We start from the raw sequence: 12,574 nt of genomic DNA on the forward strand, positions 1-12,574 counted from the left end.
CGCTTGTGCCAGAAGCGAAGCGGCGGCCTGGATGGAATCTTGCTTCACGGAATAACTCCTCAACAGGTGATGGTGGGCGCTCAATGTGCGCGTTGCAGGCTGGCCCGATAACCCAAATGCAGCTCTTCAATTAACTCGGCGACGCTGTAGCGGCGCTTGATCTGCCCTACGCCCTGCCCCGCTGACCAAACGTGTTTCCAAGCCTTGTTGGCGGAGGCAATGTCACCGGAAAAATCGATGGCGGTGCGGTTGTCGGCGGCAGGGTCGATACCGGCCTTTTCCAGCGAGGGTTTCATCCAGGTGGCCAATACGCCACTGACCGCTGTGGTTGTAGCCACGTCATCCATGGAACAGTCCACCAGCATGTCGCGGTAGGCGTTTTCGACCAGGCTCTCGTGGGCCGCAACCAAACGGGTGCCCACCAGGGCGAAATCGCAGCCCAGGACTTTTGCCGCATGGATGTCGCGCCCGTTCGAAACTGCACCGGCCAAACCGAGCGGCCCGTCCCAAAACTCACGGACTTCCGCTACGAAGGCAAAAGGGTTGTAGCTCCCCGTATGGCCGCCGGCACCGTTACAGACCAATACCAGACCATCGACACCCGCATCGACAGCCTTGCGTGCCAAGGCTGGGGTGATGACGTCGGCGATCACTACGCCGCCGTAACCATGAACAGTTTCCAGCACGCGCTTAGGGCTACCCAAGGCCGTGGAAACGATCGGCGGCTGGTAGCGTTTGACCAGCTCCAACTCAGACTCGAATCGATCGTAGGTGCTGTGCACGATCATGTTCAGCATCCAGGGTGCCCAGACCTGGCCTAGTGTTTTAGCCGCCTCACGCTCGACAACAATCTGCGCCAGCCACTTGTCCAGTTGCTCGACGGTACGTGCATTGGGCGCTGGCATGCTGCCGACTACACCAGCCTGACAACAAGCATTGAGCAGCTGCGGCCCGGAAACCAGGAACATCGGGGCAGCCAGAACCGGCAGGGGTAAACCGGCAAACAGATCCAGCAACTTCTGCTGGGGGGCACTCAAGGAACGGCTGTTGACGCTCATGGTCATTTCTCTTGTTATGGGTGCACGTGCAGGTCTGGCTTCAGACCTTTCTGTGGCTGGCTGCGCCTGGGCTGCGGACTTCCCAGCCACCGTCGCTATGGATGATGTTGGCGGTGGTCAACCCGGCGTTTTCACGCGAGGCCAACAGCACGTAGTGGCCCGTGTGATCCTCCGGTTCAGCGATACGCTGAAGCGGCACGGCCTGCGCGGCACCTTGCTCGAAACCCGGAATCTGGTTGAGCGGAACACTTCGCGTATTGAGCCCGTCCAGGCTCTTCATAGGCGTATTGGTCGCTCCGGGGGCCACGCCGTTCACGCGGATATCCGGCGCCAACTCGTAGGCCAACTGACGGATCATCCCGACCAATGCATGCTTGGCGGAGACATAGAGAATGCCGCCACCGCCGGCATAGAATGCGCTATTGGACAGGGTGAAGATCATGCTTCCGCGACTGGCGCGCAAAGCATCGGTGCTGCATCGCGCGCCAAGCATGTAGCCTTGGACATTGATGGCGAACAGACGCTGAAATGCACTTTCAAAATCTTCCGGAGCGATGCGGTCCAGACGCGTGAAGTAATCAAAGACCGCCGCGTTACCGACAAATGTATCGAGCTTGCCGAACACGTCCAGCGTGGCGGCCACTGCACGCTGATTATCCTGGTAACTGGAAACATCGCCCTGCACCGTGATGATGGCGTCGCCCAGTTCATCACGCAGCGCACTCAACTGTTCGCCGTCACGAGCCATCACGCAAACACGCGCGCCTTCGTTCACATAGCGCCGAACGATGGCGCTACCGATACCGCCAGTTCCGCCAGTGACCAGTGCTGCTTGTCCTTCGAGCCAACCCATGTGCGTATCCTCAGAGGAAAGTGTTGATGTTCTTGCACAACAACATCGCGTTAGGAATGAGGATCTTTCGCTTGAGCAGCTTCAACCCGTCGGCCTCACGGCGCAGCACGTCCTCACGACGACCGACCAGTTGGTGAGATTCGTCCAGGCCGCGGCTGCGGATGTTCATGAAGCAGGAGAACGCAATGAGCTCGCCTTCCTGCTCACCGGCAAACACCTCGATGTTGCTGATCAGGTGAACGTTGCGCGTAGGCGGGTTCTCGGCCCAGGCAGAGGGCTGTTTAAACCGCGCCACACGGCGCTGAAGATCGCGCATGCCGTCATCGAAGAACGCCATGTGTTCCAGCCTGTAGGGGCCAGATTTGTCTTCGCGCCGACGGTTTTCGATACCGGGCATCCAGTAATGGATGGTCTCGCTCAGCGACTGCAGCCACTCATCCCAGCATTCGTTGTCGAGCAGGCGAGCCTCACGCAACAAGAAGGCCTCGACGGCGCGCGTGTCTTCAAATGCAGCGGGTTGTTCGATTGGCAAAGCATTCATTTTCGATCCCCTCAACGCATCTTGCCGTTACGATCCGGTACATCCGCCCAGGTGGGCGATTGCAACAGGTCTTTCCAGCGCTGATAGAACGCACGGGAGTTGCATTCGTTGAGTTGCCCCTTGAACACATTACCGGGCAGTTCACTGTTTTCGATGCGTGTATTCATGCCAAGGCCGACGTACAAATCCTGATATCGCGTGACCATGCCGCGGCTGGTCTTGGTGCAGTACTCCCAGTTCTCGCCATCGTCCATTTCGAATACGCCGGTCGGAGAGAAGGTCATCATCGCGCCACGGCGCCATTTATCCTTGATGTCCTGCGGTGCATTTTTGTTGACGATGACCCAGGTAAACAGCTCGATCTTGTGTGGCCCACGCGGTTGCCAAATGCGCACCGTGTTCTGCCCCGGCAAGAAGGAAAAATTGGGGAACACGGTGAACGATGAGATCGAACCGATCAGCTTGGAGCGGAACTCGCCCAGGCGCTCTGCCACTTGCGGGCGCAACACGTGCAAGTACTTGTTGATGTCTTTCTCGCCAAGTGTCGCGGCATTACCAACAACATCAGTGGCGAACTCATAGCCGTGGCCATTCCAGTTCACCGAGTAGGACTCGGGAAGATCGCCAACATTGGCCACCGGCCCACCCAGCATGGCCTTGGCGGCGGAGTCGTGCGTCCAGCCACCATGGAGGATGTCACCGACGAAGTTTTCCGCCGCGACTTTCCAGTTGCATTCGATGGTGGAGCGGATGCAACCACCCAGGAACTCACTGCCGCCCTCGTCCATGTCGAGCATGACATCCAGGTACCAGGTCATCGGACCCAGGTACTCTTCAAGTGTCGGTGCATCGGCGGCAAAAGTGGCAAACACCAGGCCCTTGTAAGTCGCAACACGCGCTTCGCGCAGTCCGTGCTTGGACTTGTCGAAATTGCTTTCCTCGTAGCACTTGGACTCGTGCATACCCAGCAAGCGACCGCCATCGGCGCCAAACGACCAACCGTGGTAATTGCAGATAAAACCCCGTGCATTACCTGCTTCGGCGAAACAGATCTTGTTGCCGCGGTGCGGGCAGGCATTGAGGAACACCTTGAGCGATGCGTCCTTCTGACGTACCACCAGCACCTCGTCCTCGCCCATGCTGGTGGCCAGATAATCACCTGACTTGGGCAATTGCGATTCATGGGCTACGAACAACCAGCAACGCGCGAAAATCTTCTCGAGTTCTTGCTCGTAAATGGCCTGATCCCAGAACACCTTGCCAGACAAACGGCCTTCTTCCATGTCGCAAACGCGATCAAGGTTCGGCAGGCTGGGTGTGGACTCAATGGTTCTGAGTGGTATGTGTTTACAGTTATCCATTGCTCTAGACTCACAAGGAATACGGGTAGAAAGACGCGCCTTCATGTCGGACGTCAGGCGTCGGCCAAGGCTGCATCGCTGGCATGTTCGATGTCGGCGTAGACCTCTTTGTCGGTGACGATGATCCGGTACGTGCGAAGATGCTTTTCACAGGGAAAAGTCACTGCCTCGCCAGTCCGGATATCAAACTGCCCCCAATGCACCGGACAGGTGATCAGGTGGTCTTCCAGATCGCCTTCTGCCAGAGAAGCCGTGGCGTGTGTGCACATGTCCGAAGTGGCATAGAACGTGCCGCCCAGGTTGTACACGCAGATATCTTCGGCAGCGCCATGGCTGACTTTTTTCAACTCGCCCGACGACAGCTCATCGCGCTGGCACAGCAATACACGGCTCATGACTTTTCCTCTCCAGCAAACAGTTGCAAGAAACCCAACCCGGTAACCCAGGCCGGCACCGCCTCATAGGCGACTACTTCACCTGTCGGATTGGCGACGGCTGCCATGGCACAGGCGAAATTGCGAATCTCCATGGCGCCATTGCCGGCACGGCGCAAAATCTCTTCATCCGAATAGGCGCACAACGCTTGCAGATCGCCATTGACGCCATGAGTGAGGATCTCCTGGTCGAAGTCCTCGGCAACCCGGCCCATTTCCGCCGTTCCTACCCAGTGGCTGATGCCGCCGCTGCCGATGATGACCACCCGCTCGTCGGCATCGAACGACTCCACCGCCGCACGGATCTGGCGACCGAGGTCGGCCGCTCGTTGAAGCGAGATGTAAGGATCGACACCACAAGACAGATACACAGGGATACTCGGCAGTTCGCAACCGAGAATGCTTTGTGCCGGCTTGACCACCAGTTGATGGGGTATCGAGAAGGAATGATCGACGGTGAAGCTGCGTGCCACCGTCCAGTCGATACCCATCGTCTCGCCATGCTCGTCGATGTGACCGGCCAGCTTCTCCTGATTGAGCACTGTTCCCCGCTCCAACCCTGGCAGACGATCGATGGGGCCATCGACATCGCCGATACCAATCACGTAGCGTGGCAGGCACTGGGTACCGAACAGGATGTAGTGATCGCAGCCGACGATAATCACCGAGGTTGGCGCCAGCTGCGCCAGACGCTGGGCGCACTGTTCGAAAGCACCCCAAACCGCATTCCGCTGAGACTGCGGCGGCGCATTAGGGGCGACAAACATGACCGGGTCGTGCGGCATCCAGAAGCCGCCTACTATCTTGCCCATCGGTTCACCCCTTGAGCGCGGCGGAAAAGCCTGCGCATTGTTCGTCGGTAGCGCCCAGGCGCTGCTTGTACAGCAACATACTGCGTTCCGGCGCCAGCTCCTGCCAGAAACCCATGGTCAGCATCGGATTGACCCCTAACGCTTGCAGCGCCGCGACGTCGAAACTCACGACCATTTCAACTTCTTCACTGCTCAATGCGAAACGATCGAGAAAGCCTTTGGGGTCTTCGCGAAAACGCTCTTTAGCGGCGCGATCAACCGAGAGTTGCCACAGCGCTCGCTCCAGTAGATTTCGGCTCATGTCGGATCACTCGCTCAGGAAGTCGCGAACCAGCGCCACGAAGCGCCGCGGTTGTTCGCTCTGAACCCAGTGACCGCAACGGCCGAACAGATGCAGATCCGCATTCGGTACGCTGTTGGCGATGAGCAGCCCGCACGCCGGCGGCACCACACGATCTTCACGACCATGCACGACCAGTGTCGGCGCGACGATCTTGGCCAGCGCTGCTGCAGGGAAACCCTTGACCAGTGTTTCGCCTTCGGCGGCCGGCCTAGGGATGAGCTTGCGCAAAGCTTCCTGCGAACCAGCACGGGCACTAGCTTCGTACCGGCCCTTGACCAACTCGGGAGTGATCAATGTCTTGTCGTAGGGAAACAGCTCCATCAGTTGCTGCATGCTCTCCAGCGATGGCTCGTATTCCCAGGCACCACGCAGGCCTGGGGTCTGGACGAACTCACCGGCAGGTGTGCCGAGCAACACCAACTTGTCGACCCGCTCAGGGGCGAACACCGCCAGGCCAATGGCGACCGCACCACCAAAGGAATTGCCGACGAAAGAGGCCTTGGCAATATCCAGCGCATCCATGATGCCGACCAGGTGGTTGACCCACAATTTGATGTCGTACTTGGCCTCTTCCTGGAACTCGGTGAAACCGAAACCGGCAATGTCCGGCACGATGACCCGCCATTTGTCAGAGAAGGCCGACATGCTCCGGGACCAGTTGGTCCAGCCCGAAACGCCAGGACCGGAGCCATGGAGCAGAAACAGAGCATCGCCCTGACCTGCTTCGTGATAGTTGGTCTTGTGTCCTGCTGCCAGCAGGGTTTTTCCAATACCGTCCATAAGGCCTCCGGTTGTTTTTATTTATTAAGATACAGATGTGTATCTGTATGCTAGAGAGGAAACCGGGGCACGTCAACACGCAAAATACATACATGAATGTCAGTATTGGGCGCAGAATCAGGTGCTAGAGCGGAAAAATGATTTTTCTGTTAGGATACATATATGTATCTTTATGATGAACGGTCAGCCGGATACAAAAAGAACTGTTCAATACACCTGCGAATTGCGGCTGCCTGGAAAGCCGCCAGGCGTTAGAATGTTTTTCCTTGCCCGAGGCGCCCTACCCGCCCCCGGCACTCATCCAGTTGGTTGGACAAGGCCCTAGCACAATGTCAACACGCACCAGTCTCACTCGAGAAGATTGGATTCATGCCGCACAGCATGTCCTGGTTACCAGCGGCGTAGACGCCGTTCGGGTCGACACTTTGGCCAAGGAGTTGAAGATCACCCGTGGCAGCTTTTACTACCACTTCAAAAGCCGCGGTGAATTACTCGAAGGCATTCTGGGCAACTGGCGGTCCCGTGCGACCGAGGATGTCATCCTTCAACTGCGTACAGCGCACACTTCACCGCTCCAGCAATTGCAACGCTTGCTAGAGCTGCCCTCCCACGGCCAGACCGCTCGAGAAGCCGCCGCCATTGAATTGGGGATACGCGCCTGGGCACGCCGGGACGATAAAGCCCGGCAAGCCATCGACGAAGTCGACCGCTATCGCCTGAACTATATCGAGGGTCTGCTGATACAAGCTGACGTGACGCAGAGCGAAGCCTGCGATCGCGCTTATCTGATCTATGCCTATCAAATCAGCTTGTCATTGCTACACAGCGAAGACACTGCGCAAGACCGCAAGGATCGCAGCGCTCGCATGGCACGCATTCTGATTCCTGAATTACTACCTGCGTGACATGGACAGCGATGGCCCCACACACATTCAGGCACTAATAGGCGCTCCCCCCTGAAACCCTGGGAAGAATGACTGCAAATACCTCTCGCGCGCCGTACAGAACAGACGTTGCGGCCGGACTACCAAGTCAGCACCGGCGAACATGTGATGAGGAATTATCGACAGGCAGGCAAGGCCCCGGATAGGCGCTGGTGGCGAACGGGCTTTTCAGCAAAACCGTAAAACAGAACCCTGTGAGTTGACTGTCAGACGCAGGCGACATCAACCCAATTGAACCTGAATCTGTTTCACTACGCCCTGCATCGCGGGCAGATAACGGCGCGCAGCTTCCTCAATGGGCATCGCCTTGGCGATGTAGACCAGATTCAGGCAGCCCATCACCCGCTCCTCGTGCATGACCGGGATCGCAATGGCGGCGATCTTGCGCTCCTTGCCCCAGTGTGAATTGTTTTCGCCATACCCCTTGGCCAAAGTGTGTTCCACCAGTCGCTCGACAAAACGACGGTCGGCGGCCAGAGGTGATTGTTCATCTTCGCGGCCGATCATCAATTCGATCAGCTCTTCCCGCTCGGCGGGTGGGCAGAACGCAAAGTATGCACGTCCGGTCGCGGTCATCAGCAACGGCAGGCGCCGGCCAACCATGGATCGGTGAAACGACAGGCGGCTGAAGCGATGGGTGGTCTCGCGAATGACCATGGCATCGCCGTCCAGCGTGCACAGGTCGGTGGGCCAGATGACTTCCTGCAACAACTCGCCGAGCAAGGGGGCGGCGATGGAGGAAATCCATTGCTCATCGCGAAAACCTTCACTGAGTTCGCGAACTTTCAACGTCAATCGATAGCTGTCATCCGACTCGCTACGCCGTACATAACCTTCAGCCTGCAAGGTCTCCAACAGCCTGCGCACGGTGGTGCGGTGCAGCCCGCTCTGCTCCGCCAGTTGCGCGGTGCTGGCGCCGCCGTCGAAGCGGTTCAAGCCGTTGATCAGTGCCAGACCTCGCATCAGACCACGCACGGCTTTGTATTCGGTCTCGCTCATGGCTGGATCCTTTGTTGTTGTAAATCAATCATGTGCACTCAGTGCACACTAACAAGGGTTGTCGTTGTCGACCAGCCTTGTGATTTCCATACTGCGCCCAACAAGAAATCCAAAAGCGCTGTACGGAGATGACCATGAGTTCTGCACCCACTCCTTCCACATTGGACCTGACCACCGACGTCGCCATCGTTGGTGCCGGACCTGTCGGCTTGATGATCGCCAATTACCTGGGCCAATGTGGTGTGAACGTCACCTTGGTGGAAAAGCTCGACAGCCTGATCGACTACCCCCGCGCCATCGGTCTGGACGACGAAAGCCTGCGTACTTTCCAGGCCGTCGGTCTGGCCGACAACGTGCTCCCGCACACCACTCCCTGGCACGCCATGCGTTTCCTGACCCCAAGGGGTCGCTGCTTTGCCGATATACAGCCCAAGACCGATGAGTTCGGCTGGTCGCGCCGCAACGCCTTCATCCAGCCCTTGGCCGACCGCGTACTGTTCGAAGGCCTGCAGCGTTTTGACAACGTCAAGGTGCTGTTCGGCCGTGAGCTCGAAGGCTTCGAACACAGTGACAGCGGCGTAGTGCTGAACCTCAAGGATCACAACGGTCGCGGCGAGCGCCTTCAGGCCCGTTATCTGATTGGTTGCGACGGTGGCAACAGTCTGGTGCGACGCAGTCTGAACATCAGTTTCGAGGGTAAGACCGCGCCTAATCAGTGGATCGTTGTCGACATCGCCAACGACCCGCTGAGCACGCCCCATGTTTACCTGTGCTGCGACCCGGTGCGCCCTTACGTTTCAGCCGCCCTGCCCCACGCTGTTCGCCGTTTCGAATTCATGGTCATGCCTGGCGAGACTGAAGCCGAACTGAGCAAACCCGAGAACATGCGCAAGCTGCTGGCCAAGGTGCTGCCAAATCCGGATCGCATCGAATTGATCCGCAGCCGCGTCTATACCCACAACGCTCGCCTGGCCGGGCGGTTCCGTGAGGGCCGGGTGCTGCTGGCCGGCGATGCCGCGCACATCATGCCGGTATGGCAGGGACAGGGTTACAACAGCGGCATGCGCGACGCCTCCAACTTGGCCTGGAAACTGTCACTGGTGATCAAAGGCCTGGCCGCCGACAGCCTGCTCGACAGCTATGAACAGGAACGCCGTGACCACGCCAAGGCGATGATCGACCTTTCGGTGCTGGCCGGCCACGTGCTGGCACCGCCAAAACGCTGGCAAGGCACCTTGCGTGATGGTGTGTCGTGGCTGCTCAACTATGTGCCGCCCGTCAAACGCTACTTCGTGGAAATGCGCTTCAAGCCGATGCCGCAATACACCGAGGGCGCCTTGATCGTACCCGGCGAAAAAGGCTCACCCGTGGGCAAGATGTTCATTCAGCCCCCGGTACTGACCGAAGCTGGCGAAACCGTGTTGCTGGATGAGGTGATCGGCGAGAACTTCGCGATTATCGCCTGGGGCTGCGACCCGACCTGGGGCCTGACGCCTGCACAGATCGATCAATGGCAAGCACTGGGCACGCGTTTTATCCAGGTACTACCGGACGTCCAACTCAAAGCCGCCAGTGACGTCAGCCAAGGGGTGATCCGCATCGGTGACAGCACCGGCCGCCTCAAGGAATGGTTCGCCCGCGGCTCGGCCTCGATTGCCCTGGTGCGTCCGGATCGCTTCCTTGCCGGCCTGGCCATACCGCAAACCGTCGGCCAGGCCTGTGATGAATTGGCCCTGGCAATCAAGGCCCTGCCGCAACCCGAAGTGGCGATCCCCGCCAGCAAGGTGGCCTGACATGAGCGCTTATCTGCATTGCCTATCCCATACGCCGTTGGTGGGCTACGTCGATCCGACGCCCGACGTGCTGGCCGAGGTCGATGGCATGATCGCTGATGCCCGTGAGCGCATCGCCCGCTTCGAGCCGGAGCTGATCGTGCTCTTCGGCCCCGACCACTACAACGGCTTTTTCTACGACGTGATGCCGGCCTTCTGCATCGGCATGGCCGCCCACGCCATCGGTGATTTCGACACCGCCGCCGGCCCCTTGGATGTGCCCAAAGCGCTGGCCGAATCCTGCGCCCAGGCGGTCCTGGATGCCGGTGTCGACGCTGCCGTTTCCTATCGCATGCAGGTCGACCACGCGTTCGCCCAACCGCTGGAGCTGTTGCTGGGCGGTTTAAGGGAATGCCCGGTGATTCCGGTGTTCATCAATTCGGTCGCCGTGCCGTTGCCCGGCTTCAAGCGTGCTCGCCTGCTCGGTGAAGCGATCGGCCAGTGGGCGCAGTCGCTGAACAAGCGCGTGCTGTTCCTGGCTTCCGGGGGACTGTCCCATCAACCTCCGGTGCCGGAACTGGCCAAGGTCGATGCGCGTATGGCCGATCGACTGATGGGCAGCGGTCGCCAATTGCCGGCTGATGAGCGACAGGCGCGCCAGGAGCGCGTGATCCAGGCCGCCCGGGATTTCGTTGAAGACCAACGCAGTCTGCATCCGCTTAATCCCACGTGGGATCAGCAGTTTCTCGACACCCTGGAACAGGGTCGCCTGAGCGACCTCGATGCCCTGGGCAATGACGAACTGTCGTCACTGGCCGGCAAGTCCACTCACGAAGTGAAAACCTGGGTCGCCGCCTTCGCGGCCCTTTGCGCCTTTGGCCCTTATCAGACCGAAGGGCGCTACTACCGTCCGATTCCCGAATGGATCGCAGGCTTCGCCGCCCTTGGCGCCCAGCCGCTGAACAACAACCACTGAATCCGAGGAACACTGCCATGACTGCCACTGCGCCAGCTTTCACCGAAGCCTCTACCAGCCGTTTTGTCGACATCAGCGAAGGCGAGTTGAAGCTGCGACTGCATTACAACGACGTGGGTCAGGGAGCCGAAACCGTGGTCATGCTCCACGGTTCCGGACCCGGTGCCAGCGGTTGGGCCAATTTCCATCGCAACATCGAACCGTTGGTTACCGCCGGTTACCGCGTGATCCTGATGGATTGCCCGGGCTGGAGCAAAAGTGACCCGATTGTTTGCGACAGCTCGCGCTCAGACCTCAACGCCCGTGCCCTCAAGGGGCTGGTTGATGCACTGGATCTGGACCGTGTGCACATCATCGGCAACTCCATGGGCGGCCACAGCACCGTAGCCTTCGCCCTCGCCTACCCTGAGCGCATCGGCAAACTGATACTGATGGGCGGCGGCACCGGCGGCCCAAGCGCCTTAGTGCCGCAACCTACCGAAGGCATCAAGCTGATCGGCGCGCTGTACCGCGAACCGACCATTGAAAACCTGAAGAAGATGATGAACGTCTTCGTCTTCGACGCCAGCAGTCTGACCGAAGAGTTATTCCAGACCCGCCTGGACAACATCCTGGCGCGCCGCGATCACCTGGAAAATTTCGTCAAGAGCAGCACCCTCAATCCCAAGCAATTCCCGGACTTCAGCCACCGCCTGCACGAAATCACCGCCCAGACGCTGCTCGTCTGGGGCCGCGAAGATCGCTTCGTGCCCATGGACACCGGCCTGCGCCTGCTGGCCGGCCTGCCCCAGGCACAACTGCACGTGTTCAATCGCTGCGGCCACTGGGCCCAGTGGGAACACGCCGAGACCTTCAACCGCATGGTCCTGGACTTCCTGACCCACTGATCACCGAGGCTGACATGAACCCTATTCAAGACACCCTGGAACAGCTCGCCGCCGACCTGCGTCAGGCCGAAGCCCGCCACGAAGCCATTGCGCCCCTGCGCGAGCAGATCGGCGAAGACAACGCCGAGGCCGCTTACACCATCCAGCGGCTCAACGTCGCCCACGGCGTGGCCAGCGGCCGACGTGTAGTCGGGCGCAAGATCGGCCTGACCAATCCCAAGGTCCAGGCGCAACTGGGCGTCGATCGGCCGGACTTCGGCACCCTGTTCGCCGACATGTGCTACGGCGATAACGAAACCGTGCCGGTGGGCCGCGTGCTGCAACCGAAGATCGAAGCTGAAATTGCGCTGATTCTGGAGCGTGATCTACCGCGTGCCGACACCACGTTTGCCGACGTGATGGCGGCTACCGGCTGGGTCGTCCCGGCATTGGAAATCGTCGGCAGCCGCGTCCAGGGCTGGAACATCCGCTTCGTCGATACCGTCGCCGATAACGCCTCCAGTGGCTGCTTTGTATTGGGTGGCCCGGCGCGGCGTCTCGACGGCCTGGACCTGCGCCAGGCCAGCATGCGCATGACCCGCAATGGTGAGGAAGTGTCCAGCGGCAGTGGCGCCGAATGCCTCGGCCATCCACTCAATGCCGCCGTGTGGTTGGCGCAAACCATGGCGCGCCTGGGCGATCCGCTGCGGGCCGGCGACATCATTCTGACCGGGGCACTTGGGCCGATGGTGGCGGTGGCGGCGGGTGATCGGTTCGAGGCCGAGATCGAAGGCATCGGTCGTGTCGGTGTTCAGTTCAGCGCCGAGTGATCGGC

General features: G+C 59.5%; 14 protein-coding genes. 5 read left to right on the forward strand and 9 right to left on the reverse strand.

What is annotated here, in order from left to right; all coding sequences use genetic code 11:
• Positions 1–80: 80 nt before the first annotated feature.
• Genes KGB21_RS00380 through KGB21_RS00415 form a run of 8 tightly spaced genes read right to left on the reverse strand, consistent with a single transcriptional unit; the run spans position 81 to position 6,182 of the window.
• Positions 81–1,058 (reverse strand): NAD(P)H-dependent flavin oxidoreductase, encoded by a 978-nt coding sequence (locus tag KGB21_RS00380; RefSeq protein WP_223503019.1) that lies wholly within the window; start codon positions 1,056–1,058, stop codon positions 81–83.
• A 40-nt stretch (positions 1,059–1,098) separates the two neighbouring features.
• On the reverse strand, positions 1,099–1,911 hold the full coding sequence (hcaB, locus tag KGB21_RS00385) for a 3-(cis-5,6-dihydroxycyclohexa-1,3-dien-1-yl)propanoate dehydrogenase (RefSeq protein WP_223503021.1): 813 nt from the start codon (positions 1,909–1,911) through the stop codon (positions 1,099–1,101).
• Positions 1,912–1,921: 10 nt separating this feature from the next.
• Positions 1,922–2,452, reverse strand: coding sequence for a 3-phenylpropionate/cinnamic acid dioxygenase subunit beta (locus KGB21_RS00390; protein WP_223503023.1), 531 nt, complete (start codon positions 2,450–2,452; stop codon positions 1,922–1,924).
• 11 nt (positions 2,453–2,463) lie between these two features.
• Positions 2,464–3,813 (reverse strand): aromatic ring-hydroxylating oxygenase subunit alpha, encoded by a 1,350-nt coding sequence (locus KGB21_RS00395; RefSeq protein WP_223503025.1) that lies wholly within the window; start codon positions 3,811–3,813, stop codon positions 2,464–2,466.
• 53 nt (positions 3,814–3,866) lie between these two features.
• Positions 3,867–4,208 carry a non-heme iron oxygenase ferredoxin subunit gene (locus KGB21_RS00400; RefSeq protein ID WP_223503027.1) on the reverse strand — a complete coding sequence of 114 codons (342 nt, stop codon included), beginning with the start codon at positions 4,206–4,208 and terminating at the stop codon, positions 3,867–3,869.
• Positions 4,205–5,059 (reverse strand): protocatechuate 3,4-dioxygenase, encoded by an 855-nt coding sequence (locus tag KGB21_RS00405; protein ID WP_223503029.1) that lies wholly within the window; start codon positions 5,057–5,059, stop codon positions 4,205–4,207. The genes KGB21_RS00400 and KGB21_RS00405 overlap by 4 nt, the downstream gene beginning before the upstream one ends.
• A 4-nt stretch (positions 5,060–5,063) precedes the next feature.
• Positions 5,064–5,360, reverse strand: coding sequence for an extradiol ring-cleavage dioxygenase (locus KGB21_RS00410; protein WP_223503030.1), 297 nt, complete (start codon positions 5,358–5,360; stop codon positions 5,064–5,066).
• Positions 5,361–5,366: 6 nt separating this feature from the next.
• Entirely contained in the window at positions 5,367–6,182 is an 816-nt protein-coding gene (locus tag KGB21_RS00415; RefSeq protein ID WP_223503032.1) for an alpha/beta fold hydrolase, read from the reverse strand.
• Positions 6,183–6,511: 329 nt separating this feature from the next.
• Here KGB21_RS00415 and KGB21_RS00420 point away from each other — a divergent pair, with 329 nt between their 5' ends.
• Positions 6,512–7,087, forward strand: a complete 576-nt coding sequence (locus KGB21_RS00420; RefSeq protein ID WP_223503034.1) for a TetR/AcrR family transcriptional regulator — start codon at positions 6,512–6,514, stop codon at positions 7,085–7,087.
• A 261-nt stretch (positions 7,088–7,348) separates the two neighbouring features.
• Here the strand turns inward: KGB21_RS00420 and KGB21_RS00425 are convergent, their stop codons facing one another.
• The gene (locus KGB21_RS00425; protein ID WP_223503036.1) at positions 7,349–8,125 is read right to left on the reverse strand and encodes a DNA-binding transcriptional regulator; all 777 of its coding nucleotides are present in this window, start codon (positions 8,123–8,125) and stop codon (positions 7,349–7,351) included.
• A gap of 134 nt (positions 8,126–8,259) precedes the next feature.
• On the opposite strand from KGB21_RS00425, the gene KGB21_RS00430 reads away from it, so the two are divergent.
• The 4 genes from KGB21_RS00430 to mhpD are packed head-to-tail and all read left to right on the forward strand — an operon-like array spanning position 8,260 to position 12,569.
• Positions 8,260–9,918 (forward strand): bifunctional 3-(3-hydroxy-phenyl)propionate/3-hydroxycinnamic acid hydroxylase, encoded by a 1,659-nt coding sequence (locus tag KGB21_RS00430; protein ID WP_223503038.1) that lies wholly within the window; start codon positions 8,260–8,262, stop codon positions 9,916–9,918.
• A gap of 1 nt (position 9,919) precedes the next feature.
• The gene (mhpB, locus tag KGB21_RS00435) at positions 9,920–10,873 is read left to right on the forward strand and encodes a 3-carboxyethylcatechol 2,3-dioxygenase (RefSeq protein WP_223503040.1); all 954 of its coding nucleotides are present in this window, start codon (positions 9,920–9,922) and stop codon (positions 10,871–10,873) included.
• A 17-nt stretch (positions 10,874–10,890) separates the two neighbouring features.
• On the forward strand, positions 10,891–11,760 hold the full coding sequence (locus KGB21_RS00440; protein WP_223503043.1) for an alpha/beta fold hydrolase: 870 nt from the start codon (positions 10,891–10,893) through the stop codon (positions 11,758–11,760).
• Positions 11,761–11,774: 14 nt separating this feature from the next.
• Positions 11,775–12,569 carry a 2-keto-4-pentenoate hydratase gene (gene mhpD / locus KGB21_RS00445; protein WP_223503045.1) on the forward strand — a complete coding sequence of 265 codons (795 nt, stop codon included), beginning with the start codon at positions 11,775–11,777 and terminating at the stop codon, positions 12,567–12,569.
• Positions 12,570–12,574 lie beyond the last annotated feature (5 nt).

It is taken from the genome of Pseudomonas sp. GL-RE-29 (assembly GCF_019947275.1).
Lineage (GTDB): Bacteria > Pseudomonadota > Gammaproteobacteria > Pseudomonadales > Pseudomonadaceae > Aquipseudomonas > Aquipseudomonas fluorescens_A.

What these genes read in the sequence shown, in the direction of transcription:
- KGB21_RS00380 (WP_223503019.1), bottom strand. Translation starts at nt 1,058, where the DNA reads ATGAGCGTCAACAGCCGTTCCTTGAGTGCCCCCCAGCAGAAGTTGCTG.
- hcaB (WP_223503021.1), bottom strand. Translation starts at nt 1,911, where the DNA reads ATGGGTTGGCTCGAAGGACAAGCAGCACTGGTCACTGGCGGAACTGGC.
- KGB21_RS00390 (WP_223503023.1), bottom strand. Translation starts at nt 2,452, where the DNA reads ATGAATGCTTTGCCAATCGAACAACCCGCTGCATTTGAAGACACGCGC.
- KGB21_RS00395 (WP_223503025.1), bottom strand. Translation starts at nt 3,813, where the DNA reads ATGGATAACTGTAAACACATACCACTCAGAACCATTGAGTCCACACCC.
- KGB21_RS00400 (WP_223503027.1), bottom strand. Translation starts at nt 4,208, where the DNA reads ATGAGCCGTGTATTGCTGTGCCAGCGCGATGAGCTGTCGTCGGGCGAG.
- KGB21_RS00405 (WP_223503029.1), bottom strand. Translation starts at nt 5,059, where the DNA reads ATGGGCAAGATAGTAGGCGGCTTCTGGATGCCGCACGACCCGGTCATG.
- KGB21_RS00410 (WP_223503030.1), bottom strand. Translation starts at nt 5,360, where the DNA reads ATGAGCCGAAATCTACTGGAGCGAGCGCTGTGGCAACTCTCGGTTGAT.
- KGB21_RS00415 (WP_223503032.1), bottom strand. Translation starts at nt 6,182, where the DNA reads ATGGACGGTATTGGAAAAACCCTGCTGGCAGCAGGACACAAGACCAAC.
- KGB21_RS00420 (WP_223503034.1), top strand. Translation starts at nt 6,512, where the DNA reads ATGTCAACACGCACCAGTCTCACTCGAGAAGATTGGATTCATGCCGCA.
- KGB21_RS00425 (WP_223503036.1), bottom strand. Translation starts at nt 8,125, where the DNA reads ATGAGCGAGACCGAATACAAAGCCGTGCGTGGTCTGATGCGAGGTCTG.
- KGB21_RS00430 (WP_223503038.1), top strand. Translation starts at nt 8,260, where the DNA reads ATGAGTTCTGCACCCACTCCTTCCACATTGGACCTGACCACCGACGTC.
- mhpB (WP_223503040.1), top strand. Translation starts at nt 9,920, where the DNA reads ATGAGCGCTTATCTGCATTGCCTATCCCATACGCCGTTGGTGGGCTAC.
- KGB21_RS00440 (WP_223503043.1), top strand. Translation starts at nt 10,891, where the DNA reads ATGACTGCCACTGCGCCAGCTTTCACCGAAGCCTCTACCAGCCGTTTT.
- mhpD (WP_223503045.1), top strand. Translation starts at nt 11,775, where the DNA reads ATGAACCCTATTCAAGACACCCTGGAACAGCTCGCCGCCGACCTGCGT.